This window comes from Methanosarcina sp. 1.H.T.1A.1 (assembly GCF_000979295.1).
Classification (GTDB): domain Archaea; phylum Halobacteriota; class Methanosarcinia; order Methanosarcinales; family Methanosarcinaceae; genus Methanosarcina.
Map to the genome: position 1 here is coordinate 20,171 of NZ_JJQY01000107.1, position 17,953 is coordinate 38,123.

The following is a 17,953-nucleotide window of genomic DNA, read 5'->3' on the forward strand; positions in this document are numbered from 1 at the left end:
CTTATCCCCTCAGCCAGATCGTGAATATGGAATCTGATGCCGATTATTCACTGAAAAACCGTAAACAAAAGAATAACACCCAGGGATGATACGAAGCGATAAGCTTTTTAGCTAAGATAGCCGGCGTAATTGATGGGAAAAATCTCATATTACCTTAAGAAGTCAAAAATAGACCGAATTTGATGATTCATGCGGCTATATATCTCTAATCTATTCAATAAAGAGATAAGTTTATTAACCGTAGATAGTTATTGGGACTGAAATCACTTATAGAGAACAGCCACCTCTGAGATGATATCAATGGATCCACTAGAAAAAATTTTCGGGAAAACCGCACAGATGACAGTACTTAAAAACCTGATCGAAAACCAGAATGAACCAACCTACCTTTCAGGTATAGCCGAAGCAACCGGATTGTCTCACTCCAGCGTATCAAGGGTCATCACACCTTTGGTCGAGTCAGGCGTTATCCTGGAAAAACCCCTCGGAAAGCAAATCCGCACTTTCCAGCTGAACATGGAAAGCGAGGCAGCAAATTTAATCGTAGATTTTTACAACAAAATCAACCAGATGATTAAGTCTGATTAATAAGAAGCATGGAAAGTTGAAATTCAAGAACATAAAGACTCATTTATCTTTCTTTCCAGGCTTTGCATAGATACCGGACTTACGCATTGTAGGTTCAGGATATCTATTTTTTCTTTTTTACGTTCCGAGCTGATTTTAGAGCTTAAAATTTGAGCTTTGAATCTGGTATTTTGAGTGATTAATTGAGTTTCTGATAATTAACCTACTTTTCGCAGTATTTTTTCGAAAATTAATATTTTCTCTGATAACTTGTTTAAAATATCTCCAAATAAAAGAGAATCAAATTGAAACTTGATGATAACTGAATGCTACCGTTTTTTGTCTTTAAACCACCATCTAGCCGTTTTAACTCCTGCATAAAAATCCAAGATTGATGATAACTGAATGCTACCGTTTTTTGTCTTTAAACCACCATCTAGCCGTTTTAACTCCTGCATAAAAATCCAAGAAATTCACGTTAAGATTGAAAATCGATAGCAGAATAAAATAATAAATGTCCAAAAAATACTGTATAAAGTGAGTCTTATATCCAATTTTTCCTCGGAAAGAGGACAAATTGTGTAGCCTTAATAAGGCTACCTGAACAGTTAAGTTTCATGTTATTTTTCTCTGTTCTATTGCGTAAGTTCTAAACGGTTAACTATACCTTCCTATGTTGATCTGGCTGCCATTTTCTCCCGACTCTTTTGAATAAGTTACTGAAGTATGTCCTGCACCAATGCAAGGAGAGTTTGGTTTCAGGTGGTAATCATGTTTATTCCGGTTTACAAAGAGCGGATCTACATAGATGTCAGTGGTTGATGTGCAGTTCAGGTAGTTATCTGCAGAGTTATTGTACAGACAGTTATTTTCCAGCACAAAAGTATGTGTTTCAGAGAGATAATTGATTGCTGCATATCCTGTCCCATCAGGATTTTTTGTGCGCTTCCGGGTATTTACGATAATATTATTGCGGACAATTGTTGTATATCCTGTTCCTTTAGGTGAAAGATTGGGATGACCTTCATATGTAGGATATATGTGAGTACCTTTAGGATACATGTGAATAACTGCAGAATGATATACACCGTCAAAGATATTGTTTTCAATGAGGGTATCATAAAATCCACTTGTTACTATGCCTCCAACCCAGTCAATACCCGGGTTTGTACCAGTATTATAAAAGATATTGCGATAAATGTGGACATTCTGTGCATCTTCCCTGGTATAAAGCTCTGACCAGCCTATCAACCAGATCGCGGGTCCATAAGTATTATGGATAGTATTGTTATAGACCTCCACATTATTGACTACACCTGTTGTTTTCTCAATCAGAATTCCAGGGCCTCCTGCACTCCAGTGGTAAAAGGAGTCGATTACATTATCATGGAATTTTACGTGGTTTGAGTTCAATACTCTAAGACCGCTGTCAGTCCTGCAGGTTATTTTATTGTTCCAGGCCTCTACATTCAGGCAATCGATAGCAAAAAGTCCATTATGCCCCAATTTATACACGTTGTTATTGTAAAACTGAATATTATAACCACGATTTGCTTTCAACCCTTCTCCATGCCCGTCATGCATGTACATGTCATGAACTTGAATGTCCCTGGAATTGAGGAAGTGGACCATATTGTAATATCCGAGTCCTTTCTTTTTGTCTTGATTATTGTCATGATTTCCGTCAATTTCAAATCCTTTTATAGCGACTCCATGGATTCCGGTATTGTTCATCTGCGTTATCAGGGGCTTACCCACTGGCCATTCCGCTTTGTCTTTAAGCTTAATTACGGCTGTAGGATCTCCTTCCAGGGTCGTATTATTTCCAATGAAAATACTATCTGAAATAACGTATGTATTTGGACCTTTCAAATGAACGGTTGTGAACAACGGATTTTCTGCAACATATTCAAGAGCTTGATTTATCTCTACCTGATCATCACTCCCATCACAGGTGAAGTTTTCACTTCCATCTCCCGCTACATAAACCGTCTTATCTGATGGTATGTATGAAGAATTGGACTATATGTTATGAAGAGTGAATATCCCCAGTGAAATCACGAAAATTAGACTTAAAATGGAAAATCCTATTTTTTTCCTGTTTTGCAGTACGTACCTAAGATATTTTTCGTTCATTTTATCCCCTACTTTCTATTACAAACCCCAGTCAAGGAAATGTCTTGAAAGGAAATACTTACTCAAAGATGAATAAATAAACACATAATCAATCATTAGAAATATATTTATGAATAATTATGAATAAGAGTTTCAATAGAAACTCTTAGGCCATATAATATTTTCTATATTTTAACGACTGAATAACTTTTTATATAAACAAAGAGCAAGAAAGACGAAGTTTCTCCATAAGCTATAAGTGAAAAATGAGGGTCAAAACTTAATAAATTAGGATCTACGGGTCATTCAAAAATATTTAAAGGCAGTGTGGCGGAAGTTCTATAAATTCGAAGAAAGGCATAACCCCATGAAATGTATACAAAATCGTAAAAATAGAATTCACTACTGTTTAGCTGAATCAAGTCATTCCATACTTTTTGCATTTCAGGGATATGCGGAACTGCAAAGTTAAGGGGTTTGGCTGCACTTTTTTGGACGCTAAAATCTTCATCCCCGGTGAGTTCCTGTACCTTAAAATAACTTTTAAAGCTCACTACTAACGTGTGCTTATCTTCCAGGGTTTGAAAAACGCCTGGCTTTTTTTGGCTTAATATTTTTGGATGTCCACTGTAGTTCTTCTGTTTGAGTTTACATATAGACTGAGTCGTATTAATAGGAATTTTCGATATAATCGGAATTTTCGTTTTTTTTGGTTTTGCAATAGAAGAAGGAGATATTATCCCTATTTAACAGAGTTTTTTGGTGAAACCGGAAGATAGGTAAATTATATTATTGATCCGGGAAATTAATAATATAATGGCTATAATGGGTGGAAGGGAAGTAGGAAGAGGGCCTCTGCAACTGGACATAGGTATAGTTGTATCAGGCCTTGGAGGGAACTCAAATGAGGAAAGGAATCAATTAAATGGCCTTTTTTCCTTTTCTGGCATCGATTTTGGACTCTATATCGGACCATCATATAATCCGTTTCGGACTATAGGGCCCAGTATCGGCATTGGTCTGGTCATAGGGTCGAATGGTTTTCTGGCTGCAAAATTAGGTATACATTTCAGAAGAGCGTTTGGTCTGGCTATGCTGTTTCCTATAGTTCCCATTTATGGTGTTACCGGAGCGAGCTTTTTAGCTGCGCTGCCTGTTTCAGAAGGAGTTAAAGCTGCAGCAACTGTCCCGTTACTGTTAGTACCAGCAGCTGTTGTATACCAGGAAGATATCAAAAAATTACGTAAACGTGGGACAGAAGTGGTAAGGAAATTGAGGTCGTATATTTCAGGATAACCAGTACTTCATGATATTAATTCTGAATATTGAGATTTTCGTGCTTCCTTTCCCGGAAGTTTCTGAGTTTTCCGTCTAATTTCACCAATCGACCTAACCATAAATATATATCGTTCTTATTCAAAATAGCCACTTGTGACCTCTGGAGAAACTGTGCGAGCGGAAATATTCGTATCCGGAAGGGTACAGGGCGTGGGTTTTCGAAGGTTTGCAAGAAATGCTGCCGAGCGCTTTGGGGTGGACTGTAACCCTATAAACCTCAGGGATGGTAGTGTTTTTGTTCTCGCTGAAGGCAGGCAAGAAGCCCTCGAACTTCTGATAAACGAGCTTCGGAAAGGGCCGACTTTTGCTCACGTAGAAGACGTTGATGTTACTTTTAAAGAAGCCCTGGGAAATGTGTACGATCTTTGAGATCCTCTTTATAGCCTGTAATTTTTGCTCTGTTCCTGAAAAAAGAGTATTCCATTGTGAACCTGGTTCCGGGAAGCCCTAATGGATGAAGCTCCAAAAAAACAATATATGAGAACTATACTCTTCTTATTACTTAAAATTTAAAATAAATTATTCAGTACTGATGAAAATTAATAAACGCTTTATAAATATCCAATAATCTCTGAAACTGACCACCATGTTTCTGAAACTCTTTTCCCTATTTCTGATTATTCCCCTTGTTGAGATTTATCTCCTGATCACGATAGGGGGCATAATCGGAACTCTAAACACCATACTTATTATTTTGATTACTGCGACCCTTGGAGCTTACCTGACAAAAAGCCAGGGCTTTCGGGTGCTCCGCCAGATCCAGGAAGCAACAGGACAGGGATATATGCCGGGAAATGAACTCCTGCACGGGCTCTTTGTATTGATCGGAGGTTTTGCCCTCCTGACTCCCGGCTTTCTGACCGACGCTATAGGATTTTCCATGCTAATTCCTCAGGTTCGAGAAATCTATGTGGGAATAGCAAAAGGGATCATCAGGAAAAAGATACATCAGGGCAACTTCCAGATGCGGATGTATACGGATTTCAGGTAACCTGCAACCGCAGAAGCGGCAGAAAAAAATCCTCGAGGATGTAGACAAAACAGAATTAAGTGTAATCTGAAATAGTATCTGAAATAGTATCTGAAATACTATCTGAAATACTATCTGAAAAACACTCTTTTTCACTTATATTCTGTTTCACACCTTTTTTAGTTTCATTATTTTTTGGGAGTTAAGCTTCTCAGGATAGAAGCCCGAACACGTAAAGCAGCGCTGGCGCTAGAAAAACCGTAATCAAACCGGCAATCCCTATTGCAAGCCCGCTCATTGCTCCTTCGGTTTCCCCTATTTCTATTGCCCTTGTTGTCCCGAGAGCGTGAGCAGCTGTGCCGATTGCAATACCGACTGCAACTCCGTCTTTTATACGGAAGCAGCGGCAGATGAATGGCCCTAGCACAGCCCCCAGGATTCCTGTTACTATAATTGCAGCCACTGTTATTGCAGGCAGGCCTCCTATCTGTTTTGAAATCTCTATTCCTATGGGTGTAGTCACGGATTTCGGGACAAGAGAATTGGTTATGGCTTTATCAAGCCCGAAAAAGCTGGAGAAAATAAGAATGCTTGACATACCCGCAATGCAGCCTGCACTAATTCCTGTAATTATAGGGAGGGCATCGCTTTTCAGGAGCTGGATTTTTTTGTAGAGAGGCACGGCAAGGACAACGGTTGCAGGCCCGAGGAAGAAGGAAATGTAGTCTCCGCCCATATTATAAGTCTCAAAATCTATCCTGAAATAAAGGAGGAAAAGAATCACAAGCACAAAGCCCACAAGAAGGGGGTTGAAGACCGAAGAACGGGTCTTCTTATAGAGCAGAGTACCTATCTGAAAAGCAACTAAAGAAATAAGAATTCCAAATAAGGGTGTATTGAGAAACTCATTCAAAAAACCAACCTGCACTTCAGCTCACCTCTTTCGTTTTTCTTTCGCGTGCCTGTATTCTTTCGGATGCCTGTATTCTTTCGGATGCCTGTATTCTTTCAGATGCCTGTGCTTTTTGAGGATTTTTCCCGACCGTAACTTTCCCTTTTCCGGAAAAAGCCATCTTCATCGACCTTCTCTGGAGGAACTTTTTGACAAACTCTACTGTCATCCCGGTTACACCCAGAATTATCACTGTTGAGATAATGGAAACCCCGATGACGGCGGTCAATTTTCCTTCAAGCACAGCAAAGCAGGTTATAAGGCTGACACCTGCGGGAAGGAAGAAAAAAGCCAGGTTATCGAGCAGAAAATCACTTACCCGGTCTATCATTTCGAGTTTAATTACACCTGTATACAGGCCGAAGAAAAGGATTAACATACCCAGGATATTGCCCGGAACAGGCAACACGAATGCTTTCTGAAGCAGCTCGCCCAGAAAATATATGCCAAGAATAATAGAAAATTGTTTTAGCAAAACCTCTTTTGCCTCCTGTTAACTGGAACCGGACTAAAGAAATCGAATTATAAATACCTTCGTAGTGATTGGAAAATTATTTGCAGTGTAATCCAGGCCGTCGGTACAACCTGATATTTTTTATTTTCAGATACTTTCCCCATGTACGTTCCTTCAGATACTTTCACATTTCCGATACTTTCGCACCTTCATGATACAAACTGAAAGTTTTCAAAGGGCGCACAATAAATTCATATCGAGCAAACTCCTATTTTCCCTGGGGGTTCTGATGGGAGAGAAGCGCTTAGTATACATGGACCATGCAGCCACCACTTTCACAAAACCGGAAGTGGTTGAAACTATGCTGCCTTTTTTGAAAGAACATTTCGGCAATCCTTCGTCCCTGTACTCAATAGGGAGAGAAGGCCGGGAAGCCGTGGAAACCGCCAGGGAAAAGCTTGCAAAGGCGCTAGGGGCCAGGCCAGAAGAAATATATTTTACTTCAGGCGGGACCGAGTCTGACAACTGGGCTGTCAAAGGCACGGCTTTTGCCAGGCGAAAGAAAGGAAAGCACATCATCACCACGCCAATCGAACACCATGCAGTGCTTTACCCCTGTGAGTATCTGGAAACACAGGGCTTTGATGTAACCTATCTGCCTGTAGACAGGTATGGGCTTGTAGACCCTGCGGAGGTGGAAGCCGCAATAAGAAAAGATACCGTCCTGATTTCGGTCATGTATGCAAATAACGAAATAGGGACAACCGAACCCATTTTAGAGATAGGAAAAGTTGCCAGAGTACACGGGATCCCTTTTCATACCGATGCAGTACAGGTAATAGGGAAGGTCCCCCTTGATCTGCAGCGGGAACATAAGGATGTGGACATGCTCTCTCTTTCCTCACATAAATTTTATGGGCCAAAGGGGGTCGGAGCCCTTTACATAAGAGAAGGGACAGAAATTGATAATTACATGCACGGGGGCGCGCAGGAGAGAGGAAAACGCGCAGGGACAGAGAATGTCGCAGGGATCACAGGCATGGGAAAGGCAGTTGAACTTGCAACTGCAAACATCGAGGAACATAATGAAAAGCTCAGGAAAATGAGAAACCGGCTCATGGCCGGAATCCTTGAAATTCCCCACTGCAGGCTCAACGGGCATCCGGAAAAACGTCTTCCTGGGAACCTGAACTTCAGTTTTGAGTATATAGAAGGGGAGTCCCTGCTGCTCATGCTTGACCAGATGGGGATCTGCTGTTCAACAGGTAGCGCCTGCTCTTCGGGTTCTTCCGAACCTTCACACGTGCTCAGGGCAATAGGAGTGCCTCCGAAAACCGCCCAGGGTTCTCTGCGCCTGACCCTTGGGGATGCAAACTCAGAAGAAGATATTGATTATGTACTCGAGGTGCTGCCTGAGGTCGTTGGAAAATTGAGGGCTATATCTCCATTCTATAAACCTGCGGATAAGAGTGAATAAAAGTGGATAAAAGTGGATAAAAGTGGATAAGGGCTGATGAAAGCTGATGAAAGCTGATGAAAGCTGATGAAAGCTGATGAAAGCTGATGAAAGCTGATAAGCCTGAGAGAAAAATCGCAATCTAAGAAGTGAGGGAAAAGCGAGGGGATTTTGTGTATAATAAAAAGGTGATGGACCATTTTATGAATCCGAGAAACGTGGGGGAAATAGAGAATGCTGACGGCGTCGGAGAAGCCGGAAACCCTCATGGGGACCAGATGAAAATTTTCCTGAAAATCCGGGACAACAGGATCGAGGATGTAAAATTCAAGACATTTGGCTGTGCAGCAGCAATCGCATCAAGCAGTATGGCAACAGAGCTGATAAAAGGCAAAACCCTCGAAGAAGCCTGGGGGCTTACAAACGAAGCCGTGGCTGAAGCGCTTGAGGGGCTGCCCCCGGGAAAACTGGAGTGCTCGGTAGTGTCCAGGGAAGCCATTCACAGGGCAATCAATGAATATCGTAAAAAGCAGGGATTTGAGCCTCTTGCAGAGCAGGCCTGAGATCAATCACCTCGCTGAAACCCCTGTAAGCCTCCCGAATATCTTTATCGTAAACTTGATAATAAGGGTACCAGATCATACCCTATGAAAAAAATAGGGATCGCAATTACTGACCCGGAAGACTGGACAGCCCGGGCCCTCATCAATGCAGCGAAGGAAAAAGGCTTTTCTCCTTTTGTTCTCGACCTAAGGACAGCAGAGGTCAGTGTAAGTTCAAAAACTCACGAGCCGGCAGCTCTTTTTAAAGCAGGGGAAATCCTGCTCTCAGACCTTGATGCCCTCATTGTCAGAGATGCAGGGGCAGGGGCTTTTGAAGGAGTATCTTTCAGGTTTGATGTCCTGAGAGAGCTGGAGGCAGAAGGAGTTCCGGTTATAAACTCTCCGGAAGCTATCCGGAATGCGGCAAACAAGTACCATGCTTCTTATCTCCTGGCAAGAGCCGGCCTTCCGGTACCTGAAACCATAGCCGTCCAGAGTGTGGAAGCAGCCTTAAGGGTAGTATCCGGGTTCGGAGATGCTGTCATAAAACCTGTTTTTGGTTATAAGGGAAAGGATATTGCAAGGGTAAAGGAAGGAGAAATCAGGTTTTCAGATCGAAAAACCGGGCCTGTACTTGTGGAAGAGGCTCTTGAAAGCCTGCTTGAAGAAAGGGGGATGCTGTATATCCAGGAGTTTATAGAAAACCCCGGGAGGGACATAAGGGCTTTTGTTGTAGGGGGCACTGCCATAGGCGCAATTTACCGAAAAGCCGCAGCAGGTTCCTGGGTAAACAACCTCAGTCAGGGAGGAAGTGCAGACAGATGTGTACTTACCGATGAACAAAAAGAAATTGCAGAAAAAGCTGCCCTTGCAGTAGGCACGACATTTGCAGGTATTGATATTATAGAAGGCCCTGAAGATCAAAATGAAAATAAAAATGAATCTAAAAATAAATCTAAAAATGAATCTAAAAATGAATCTAAAAATGAAAATAATAAAATTGAAGATAGAGGCAATGGAAATAAACAGGGTTCCCGGATACTTGAGGTTAATGGGACGCCTTCAGGAAAAGGTATTTTTGATGCATGGGGAATAAATACTGCCGAATATATTTTGGAATACCTTCAAAATATTATATGAACTAACTATAAATTGTATTGAATATAATATAATATAATATAATATTTTTAGGAAGATTATTAATAGAGGTTTTATCAAACCTGGAAACTATAGATCTATGAAAACAGTACTATCAGATATTTGAAAACAGTAAAGCAGTCTGTAGGACTGAAGCAGTCTGAAGAAGGTTGTGAGAAAGCCTGAGAGAACATCTCAAACTCGATCCGGAAAGGCTGCACAGAAAACATTTAAGATATAGGCTGTCTTTGAATAAGCCCGAGGCAAAAAATGAGTGAATACAAACAGTGTATAGTAACCCGGGATGACCTGAAACTTTCCAAAGGTAAGTTTGCTGTACAGGTGGCTCATGCTGCTCTTTCTGCGGCTGAATGGGCAAGCAAAAGCGACCTTGAAAAATGGAGGGAAGGAGGACAAAAAAAAGTTGTCCTGAAAGTTCCCACCCTTAAGGACCTTTATGAGCTTAAGGAAAAAGCAAGACGGGAAGGGCTTCCAACCGCTCTGATACAGGACGCAGGACTTACGGAAATTCCTTCCGGAACAGTCACAGTGCTCGGAATCGGACCGGCAAAAGAAGAGCTTATAGATAAGATTACTCGGGATCTTAAACTTGTTTAATTACCAGAGTGCCCGGATAAAGGGACTAGAGACCCGTTTTAATAAAGTGATAGAGGATACCTGAAGAGATGTTTTCACTGACAGAAGAAAGTTCTGCCTGTTATTCTATTCCGGAGGGTATTAATGAATAACCCAGGGGTTTCAGGAAAAAACGCAGCCTTGAAAATTGCTGTCTTATGTATATGCCTTGTACTGGTTACAATGGCTGGATTTTTCATTTCGGACTCAATTGGTAATTTTACGCATGAGTTAAGAGATTGTCTTGGACTGGGTGTGAAGCCTGAAAGCTCTGAAAAGGTATTCACACCTGATACGGCTTCTTTTACTTTTCCGGCAATACCTTCATATTCCACTGCGAAAAAAGAACTTACTCCTGTCCTGAGAACTCCACTGCAGCCTGGTTTTTCTCTGAGCAGCAGTTATCAGACCTCAGATTTTTTCCAGGGAGGAATAAGTTATTTTAAAATAAGTATCAAAAACGAAGGTCGAAACCCAATCTTTATTGATAGGTACGGAGTTTCTGTTAACGCCTCCGAAAACAAGATCTTTTCCGAAGACTGTGGAGCTTTACTTATCCCGGGAGAAGAGCAGAGTCTCGGAATAATTGCAGTTCAGGTACCCGAAGAAGAAAAAGCCAGCATCAGCATCGTCCTCTGGCTGCTTGCCTCGACATCGGAAGGCAAATGGCATGAATACGAGCCCTATTTAATGAACGGGTTCACTACGGATCTAAAGCCGATGTCCGAAAAAATTACTCCAAAATACAGATACAATCCTGCTTATTACTTTAATAAAATAAACCGATTGGTGGAACCAGCCGAGCCTGATGTAAGGAACAGAGCAGCCGAAGTAGCCCGCTCATATCCCGGAGCTTATAATATCTATCAGGTCTGTGCCCTTTTTGATATGGTAAAAGAGGAAGTCGAATATGTAAGTGACCCGAGGGGTAACGACATATGGGAGCCAGCCAACGTTACTCTGAGGATCGGAGCAGGAGACTGTGAAGATCAGGCAATTCTCCTCTCATCCATGCTCGAAGCTGTGGGGGGTACGACTCGAGTCTATCTGACAGACACCCATGCCTTCGCAGGTGTCTATATAGGCAACGGAACCCATTCAACTGACGCCGCAGTTAAAGGAATAAGGGCTTATTACGGAAATGTTGACGTAAACTACCTGACCGATGAATACGGTTCCTGGCTCATGCTCGACCCTACTTCCAGCCTTTATGCAGGCGGACTTCCAGGAAAAACAGCTCAGGCAAAGGTTCAGGCAATCGGAGAAAACGAAACTTACAGGAGCTGGACCTTCGTAAACACAAGCGAAGTAAAAGTGATTGACATCAGCACCAGAGCAATTAAATAAGTTCCACCTATTAACCTCGGAAGCACACGGGAAGAAAACACTTCCCTGGAAGCTGTTGATCTGCACCATTAATCAGCAGATCTTATCCTTTTAATTCTTAGTCAGTAATCCAGCCGTAAATTATACCCATCAAATTTTATCCCGTAAATTATACCCAGTAAATTTTATCCAGTAAATTTTATCCCGTAAATTATACCCAGTAAATTTTATCCAGTAAATTTTATCCCTTAAATTATACCCAGTAAATTTTATCCAGTAAATCAAGCCGTAAATTTTTACCAGGAAATATTACCCAATTTATTAAAGGAGTGTTTGCAACTTATGGAAGTTCCGGAAATTGAAAAACAGATAGGAATGAATCTTTACTTTACTGATACCGAAGGTCTTGGAGGGCAGATCCGCCAGGAAATAGAGGATTTTATTGTAAAAGAGATCACAAACCGGGAGGAAGGAAAGGAAGGAAAATACCTCATCCTTGAACTTACAAAACGGGACTGGGATACACACCACATGACCCGGACCCTCGCAAAAATCCTGCAGGTAAGCCAGAAAAGAATCAGCGTTGCAGGCACAAAGGACAAAAGGGCACTCACCACCCAGAAGATCAGCATATTTGATACCGATGCATCCGAAATTGAAAAAATCCACTTAAAAGACATAGAATTAAAAGTGCTGGGCCGCTCCCGGAAGTCCGTGGAACTTGGAGACCTGTGGGGAAATGATTTCATAATTACAATCCGGAATATTGAGAATTCTCCCGAAGAGACAGGTTCTCTGCTCAAAAAGACAACTGACGAAATTCTTGCGCAGGGCGGCGTTCCCAACTTCTTCGGGGTCCAGCGTTTCGGCTCTGTCCGCCCTGTGACTCATCTGGTAGGAAAAGACATTGTTGAAAGAAACTTTGAAAAAGCAGCCCTTCGCTATATTGCTGATCCCTTCCCGGATGAACCTGAGGAGACAAAAAAGGCCCGCCAGTTTGTCAAAGAGACCCGCGATTATAAAGAGGGCCTGAAAACCTATCCCCTCCGGCTGGGCCACGAACGGGCAATGATGAACCACCTTATAGCAAACCCGGAAGACTATTCCGGAGCTTTCCGCGTACTCCCCCAGAACCTCTACAGGATGTTTGTACACGGCTACCAGTCCTATATTTATAACATAATTCTCTGCCGCCGGATTGAACGTGGCCTCCCCTTAAACCAGGCAGTAGACGGAGATCTCGTCTGCTTCAGGAATGAAGCCGGCCTTCCGGATTCCTCAAAGACTGAAATAGTCACCTCCGAAACCGTAAACGCCATGAACCGCCTGATAAAGCTAGGCCGTGCTTTCATCACAGCCCCACTTCCGGGCTTTAAGACTGCATTTGCATCCGGAATCCCGGGAGAAATCGAAAGCGAGGTCCTTAAAGAACTTGAAGTCTCTCTCGAAGGCTTTAATATAGAAGAGTTCCCGGAAATGAGCTCGAAAGGAACCCGCAGGGAAGTCCTCCTGCAGGTGGAACCGAAGTTCGAGGTCTCGGAAGACGAGCTGAACCCCGGAAAATCAAAGGCAGTGCTTGAATTCATGCTGCCCAAGGGAAGTTATGCAACAACCGTGCTGCGGGAATATATGAAAGTTGACCCTCTGCAGATGAGCTGAGAACTCAAAACAAGCCGGGCTGCAGAAAATTCAGTCCGCATGAAAACCGGGCTGCTAAGTAAGGCAGCCCTCTACTCTTTTTAGCTATGACAGCCGCCGGTTTCCCAAAACGTTCCCACCTACACTCGACGCAATCGAGAGGCTTTTGCCCCCTTGACGTCCGGGTCCTTGAATTCCGCATACAGGGGGTTCTGACTACAGTGTTCGCAGGGGGCATGGAAGCCTTCTTTAGTTGGTTGGAGTTAATACAATCTCAGAAGCAAGGGAGTGGCCTTCCTCACTTACAGTTTTTCTGCTCCTGAGAAAACCAAACTCCCTCCAGAGCAAGCCCAGTACAACCACAAGCATCAGGAATTCCGCAGCCGGAGTTGCGAGCCAGACCCCATCAATGCCCAGGAAGGAGGGCAAAATCCAGAGCAAGGGGAGGAGGAAAAGAAATACTTTTCCTAGCTGGATGAAAAGGGAAGTTCTGACCCTGTTTATGGCCTGGAAATATACCGAACCCAGCATGACCGTTCCCTGGGCAAGGAGGGCAAAAATGAAAATCCCCATGCCGTTGAGGGTAATTGCCAGGAGTTCGGGGCTGTCGTGGTTGAAGATACGGATAACCTGTTCCGGATATACTGAGAGAAAGAGAAATCCGCATGCTCCGGTTCCAATGCAGGAAATCGCAGCCAGCTTCAGGGTTCCTGCAACCCGGGAGTAACAGCGGGCTCCGTAATTGAACCCGATTATTGGCTGGGTGCCAACCGCGATTCCTTCAAAGATAAGGGAGAAGATCGAGAAGGCATATCCTATGATACCGTAGCCTGAAACCGCAAGGGCCGATCCGTACCTGAGCAGCATGTAATTGTTTGCAAAGAGCAGGAAGAAGGTTGAAAACTGAATTGCAAAGGACGGAAGGCCTGCCTTTATGATCTCAAGAATAACTCCCGGCTCCAGGCGAAAGGCCCGGGGTTTTAGCCTCAGTCCGGCCCACCTGCTGAAAAGGTAGAGCGACAGCAGGATTCCGGAAAGGGAAAAAGCGATTACGGTGGCAATGGCAGCTCCCGGAATTCCCATGCCCATGCGTACGATGAAGAGGTAATCTAGCCCGAGATTTACGCCAACACCCACAACCATACATAACATGGCAAGGCCGGGTCTTCCGTCGTTTCGGACCAGGGGATCGAGGGCGATTGCCAGGAGCAGGAATACCGATCCTGCAAAAAGAATCCTGAGATAGTCATCGGCCATGGCAAAAACCGGGCCGGAAGCTCCCAGCAGCCGGAGGTAGGAATCCGAGAAGGTTAGCCCGAAGATGGTAAGCCCTATTCCCGCAAGCAGGAGCAGGGGAAAAGCATTATGCACAAGTCGATGAGCCCGCTTTTGATCTCCCCTGCCAAGGGCCAGGGCTACAAGGCTTGATGCCCCGATTCCTATCATGTGACCTGCTGCGGCTATGGCGATAAGCGTGGGAAACGCAAGGGTCACCCCTGCCAGTCCCTGATCACCCACGGCGTTTCCGATAAATAAACCGTCAATAACTCCCTGGATTCCCACAACGATCAACCCGATGGTTGTAGGGAATACGAATTTCAGGAACAGCTTCCCGATGCTTGCATCCCTCATTTCCTGCTCATCGGTCATGCATTTTCCTCTTCCAGACCGGCGGCGATTTTCTCAAAAATCTTCTCCAGAACCTCAAGTTCTTCATCATCCAAGATTTCCCGGACTTTTTCGAAAAACTTCATGTCAGCCCCGTTTTCAATCTCAACTACCTTTTTCCCTTTATCGGTAAGCCTTAAAAGGCAAACTCTTCCGTCTTTCGGAGAAGCCCCTGTTTCAACCAGGTCTTTTTCCGCCATTTTAGAGACCATGTTACTTGCAGAAGGTTTACTGACCTCCATGGCCTTTGCCAGTTCGGACATTGTGGGATTGCCGAGGGAATTTATTTTCCTGAGGTAAAGGAATGTATTGAAGCTGATATCGCTGTATTCTTCGGAGAATTCATATTCTTTTAAATTTTTTTGATAATATCGGTCAATTTTTTCAAAAAACTGAGAGATTGCCATTTTTGCTCTCCATTAACGAGATTAGTGGGATTTAGTTAGCCAGACTAACTAGTTAGTTAGTCTAACTAATATTTGAGGTTTTCGTTTGGCAAATATAATTATAAAACCCGCCTATGCATCCCGGAAACACCTTCCTAAGCCAGCATATTTGAAAAATGGAGGTGAAATATATTTTTTCACTACTGCCTGTTTTTATGTAAGTAAGCCCATTATCCATTAAAAAAATCCTGTTTATTCACCACCTCCCTTAAAAAATTCTCTCAAAAACATGGTGCTTGAAAATGACAACCAAAACAGTTCATATAATCTTCACCGAATCGGCGGGGGGCTCCTTGAAATTTGCTCTCCGCGGCAATCCCGGGGAAACTGTCCTTGCCCTTCCGGATGACCTGAGCCTCGGCCCGATCTCCCCATATGACCTGGAATATAGGACAAAATATTTTGAATCCCTTTTTGCAGAAATGGAAGACGAAGCAGCCTACATGACCCAATCTCCCGAAGCCGAAATGTTCTGGAACCGGGTGAAAGACTTCTGGAAGCAGGTATCTGAAACCGAAGCCGAAAAGATCGTCTGGTTTACCCGCAGGTCCGTTATTGAATATACGGGATTCCTGGAACTGCTCTCCCGGGAAAAAAATCCTTCCGAACTCCTTGTTGTTGACCTCACCGAGGGCCTTGACGTTGTTCATGAAAACGGGATAACCGAGCGTATAGTCCCGATTTCCCTTGGGGAATTACGGCCTGAGTGGCTCCTATCCAGGAAAAATAAGGCAAGACGCTTAACAAAAGAGGAACTTGCTTATTACCTGCGCAGGTGGGAAGAACTAAAAAAAGATAATATGCCGCTTCGGACTCTCTGGAGAGGGCAGCTGTATTCCGAATCCCCCGATATTTTTGATGAAAAGATCCTGGAAAGTGTACCTGAAACCTGGGCCAGTGCGGCAAGAGTTGTCGGGGAAATGCTTGGTAAACTCTCGGAGGAATACCATCTGGCAGGGGATATGTTCCTCTATTCCCGCTTGCTCGAACTGGCAAAAGCCGGGCTTGTCGAGACGGAAGGAGAGCGCCGTGCTATGAGGTTCCTGAAAGTCAGGAAAATCCAGGGCAGCTCGCATTAAGAAAACTGCTCAAGCGTTGCCCAAACTTTTTAACTTTTTCAGCCTCACCCACGAAATCGGAGCCGTATACTTTCTTTGCCGGGACCTGTGTCCACCCGGCTCCCTTTCCCAACCCTCATTTGATCACCGGATCTGGATTTATTCAGAATTCAAAAACCTCAATACTCTAATTTTAGTCAGATTATTTCGAATTAAGAATCATTTTTATTCCATTTCCCTAACCATATCAAGGAGCACAAGTTTTCTTGCTTCCTGTATAGGGATAAGGTAGCCATCGACCTCGTCAAGTTTAGGATTTGCCGGGTCTACCCTATATTTTTCAATATAGTCTTCCCTCGCCTCTTCTATTATTTTTGACATTTCCTGCTCGCTTATTACCACATCATAGTGCTCGCCTTCTATCGCACCCTCTGGCGGTTCTCCGGTTTCGCTGGCTATGACTCTAAGATCGCTGTGAAGAATTGTACCATCCAGATAATTTGGAAGTTCTCCCCTGGCAAATTTGAGGTCATTTTCCGTAATATTGTATTCTTCGTACATCTCCTGAAGTTCCTCATCCGTATAACTCACATTGCCAGAAAGAACCACATCAGCGGCTGCTTCAACCTGGCTTTCGTAAAATGCCCCGAGAATTCCGAAAAGACATAAAAAAAATATGATTGCTGCTACCCATGTTTTATTCATGAAAGACTCTCCACGGATCAATGTAGAAAATAAGAAATCAATTACATTACAAAATAATAGAGAAATATTAAATCATATAACTTTTCTGTGGAAAATCAAATATTAAATTATTATAAAATAATTTAGTAAAATAAAATTCAAACTTTACTCCTGGTTTGATGGTTTGGAGAGAAAAAGACAAATAAAGCTTGCATTTAAAATGTAAGGGAGTTGAACAAAAGTATTCAAACGAGAAAAAGAAAAACGGGAAATGAATTGCAGTAAGGAATATGGGAAACAAATATGAAATTTGGAATATCTGCGCTGGTTATAGCAGTATTGCTGGCGGCCGTTTTCTTTGCACCGACTGAGGGCACACAAAAAGCTGCAGATAAGGGGGAAGAGGAAGAAGAGACAGAAGAAAAACCTGCGTATGCGCCCTGGTTTAATGAAGGCGACCCATGGTTTGCTGAAGGTGATGAATTAAACCGGCTTAGTGGTGATGAACTTCGTGCCCTTGCCGAGCAGAACGAGACTGTAAGGAAAATGCTCGAAGAGGACCAGAAGCTTGAGCCCGTCCGGATCGAAAGTCTTGAGGATATAGAGCACCTTCCGGAAAACTATCCTGAAGAATTAAAAAGACAGATGATCGAAGATTACCTTGCTAGACAGAATCTCTCGGAACAGCAAAACAACAGTTCCGATGATTTCCCGGAACCACCAGCTGGTGAAGTAAACGAACCAACAACAAATGATGCTAACGAGTCAACAACAAATTGAGATCGTGCGCAGGCAGCTACAGAGGAATAAAGAGAACAGCTTAGCTTTCCTTAAGGGATGAAGACAATTTTGACCAGGCTTGATCCTGATTCCACGAAGGAGAAAGGCAAAAATGTTACAAAAAATATCCACCCGGGCTTTAGCAATGGCCTCTTTAGTAATGTTGATACTTGTTACAATTTTGTA

18 protein-coding genes are annotated in these 17,953 nt (G+C 43.2%); 12 read left to right on the plus strand and 6 right to left on the minus strand.

What is annotated here, in order from left to right:
* Positions 1-300: 300 nt before the first annotated feature.
* A complete protein-coding gene (locus EO95_RS11210) occupies positions 301-588 on the plus strand; it encodes a MarR family transcriptional regulator (RefSeq protein ID WP_048134769.1) in 288 nt (95 codons plus the stop codon).
* Between the two features lie 636 nt (positions 589-1,224).
* Here the strand turns inward: EO95_RS11210 and EO95_RS11215 are convergent.
* A complete protein-coding gene (locus tag EO95_RS11215; protein WP_327037161.1) occupies positions 1,225-2,457 on the minus strand; it encodes a right-handed parallel beta-helix repeat-containing protein in 1,233 nt (410 codons plus the stop codon).
* A 1,041-nt stretch (positions 2,458-3,498) separates the two neighbouring features.
* Here EO95_RS11215 and EO95_RS11225 point away from each other — a divergent pair.
* The 3 genes from EO95_RS11225 (at position 3,499) to EO95_RS11235 (ending at position 5,011) form a co-directional block, all read left to right on the plus strand.
* Positions 3,499-3,978: a hypothetical protein gene (locus EO95_RS11225; protein WP_235282978.1), complete on the plus strand. Its 480-nt coding sequence runs from the start codon at positions 3,499-3,501 to the stop codon at positions 3,976-3,978.
* A 135-nt stretch (positions 3,979-4,113) separates the two neighbouring features.
* Positions 4,114-4,389 carry an acylphosphatase gene (locus tag EO95_RS11230; protein ID WP_048134771.1) on the plus strand — a complete coding sequence of 92 codons (276 nt, stop codon included), beginning with the start codon at positions 4,114-4,116 and terminating at the stop codon, positions 4,387-4,389.
* Positions 4,390-4,606: 217 nt separating this feature from the next.
* Positions 4,607-5,011, plus strand: coding sequence for an FxsA family protein (locus tag EO95_RS11235; protein ID WP_048134772.1), 405 nt, complete (start codon positions 4,607-4,609; stop codon positions 5,009-5,011).
* 190 nt (positions 5,012-5,201) lie between these two features.
* On the opposite strand, the gene EO95_RS11240 is transcribed toward EO95_RS11235, so the two are convergent.
* Together EO95_RS11240 and EO95_RS11245 are read right to left on the minus strand one after the other, a co-directional pair.
* Positions 5,202-5,918 carry an LrgB family protein gene (locus tag EO95_RS11240; protein ID WP_048134773.1) on the minus strand — a complete coding sequence of 239 codons (717 nt, stop codon included), beginning with the start codon at positions 5,916-5,918 and terminating at the stop codon, positions 5,202-5,204.
* Between the two features lies 1 nt (position 5,919).
* Complete coding sequence (locus EO95_RS11245) at positions 5,920-6,417, minus strand: CidA/LrgA family protein (protein ID WP_048134774.1); 498 nt, start codon at positions 6,415-6,417, stop codon at positions 5,920-5,922.
* A gap of 268 nt (positions 6,418-6,685) precedes the next feature.
* Between EO95_RS11245 and nifS the strand changes: the two genes are divergently transcribed.
* The 6 genes from nifS (at position 6,686) to truD (ending at position 13,152) form a co-directional block, all read left to right on the plus strand.
* A complete protein-coding gene (gene nifS / locus EO95_RS11250) occupies positions 6,686-7,873 on the plus strand; it encodes a cysteine desulfurase NifS (RefSeq protein WP_048134775.1) in 1,188 nt (395 codons plus the stop codon).
* A gap of 152 nt (positions 7,874-8,025) precedes the next feature.
* On the plus strand, positions 8,026-8,415 hold the full coding sequence (gene nifU / locus EO95_RS11255; RefSeq protein ID WP_200895038.1) for a Fe-S cluster assembly scaffold protein NifU: 390 nt from the start codon (positions 8,026-8,028) through the stop codon (positions 8,413-8,415).
* A gap of 84 nt (positions 8,416-8,499) precedes the next feature.
* Positions 8,500-9,534: a tetrahydromethanopterin:alpha-L-glutamate ligase gene (mptN, locus tag EO95_RS11260; RefSeq protein WP_048134776.1), complete on the plus strand. Its 1,035-nt coding sequence runs from the start codon at positions 8,500-8,502 to the stop codon at positions 9,532-9,534.
* Positions 9,535-9,801: 267 nt separating this feature from the next.
* On the plus strand, positions 9,802-10,149 hold the full coding sequence (gene pth2 / locus EO95_RS11265; protein WP_048134777.1) for a peptidyl-tRNA hydrolase Pth2: 348 nt from the start codon (positions 9,802-9,804) through the stop codon (positions 10,147-10,149).
* Positions 10,150-10,272: 123 nt separating this feature from the next.
* Positions 10,273-11,514, plus strand: coding sequence for a transglutaminase family protein (locus EO95_RS11270; RefSeq protein ID WP_048134778.1), 1,242 nt, complete (start codon positions 10,273-10,275; stop codon positions 11,512-11,514).
* A 321-nt stretch (positions 11,515-11,835) separates the two neighbouring features.
* Entirely contained in the window at positions 11,836-13,152 is a 1,317-nt protein-coding gene (gene truD, locus EO95_RS11275) for a tRNA pseudouridine(13) synthase TruD (RefSeq protein ID WP_048134779.1), read from the plus strand.
* A 228-nt stretch (positions 13,153-13,380) separates the two neighbouring features.
* Here truD and EO95_RS11280 read toward each other — a convergent pair whose 3' ends face one another.
* Together EO95_RS11280 and EO95_RS11285 are read right to left on the minus strand one after the other, a co-directional pair.
* A complete protein-coding gene (locus EO95_RS11280; protein ID WP_048134780.1) occupies positions 13,381-14,781 on the minus strand; it encodes an MATE family efflux transporter in 1,401 nt (466 codons plus the stop codon).
* Positions 14,778-15,206: a MarR family winged helix-turn-helix transcriptional regulator gene (locus EO95_RS11285; protein ID WP_048134781.1), complete on the minus strand. Its 429-nt coding sequence runs from the start codon at positions 15,204-15,206 to the stop codon at positions 14,778-14,780. Before EO95_RS11285 ends, EO95_RS11280 begins: the two co-directional genes overlap by 4 nt.
* A gap of 281 nt (positions 15,207-15,487) precedes the next feature.
* On the opposite strand from EO95_RS11285, the gene EO95_RS11290 reads away from it, so the two are divergent.
* A complete protein-coding gene (locus tag EO95_RS11290; RefSeq protein WP_048134782.1) occupies positions 15,488-16,324 on the plus strand; it encodes a DUF3658 domain-containing protein in 837 nt (278 codons plus the stop codon).
* Positions 16,325-16,528: 204 nt separating this feature from the next.
* On the opposite strand, the gene EO95_RS11295 is transcribed toward EO95_RS11290, so the two are convergent.
* A complete protein-coding gene (locus EO95_RS11295; protein WP_048134783.1) occupies positions 16,529-17,008 on the minus strand; it encodes a hypothetical protein in 480 nt (159 codons plus the stop codon).
* A gap of 282 nt (positions 17,009-17,290) precedes the next feature.
* Here EO95_RS11295 and EO95_RS11300 point away from each other — a divergent pair, with 282 nt between their 5' ends.
* Positions 17,291-17,767 (plus strand): hypothetical protein, encoded by a 477-nt coding sequence (locus EO95_RS11300; protein ID WP_048134784.1) that lies wholly within the window; start codon positions 17,291-17,293, stop codon positions 17,765-17,767.
* Positions 17,768-17,953 lie beyond the last annotated feature (186 nt).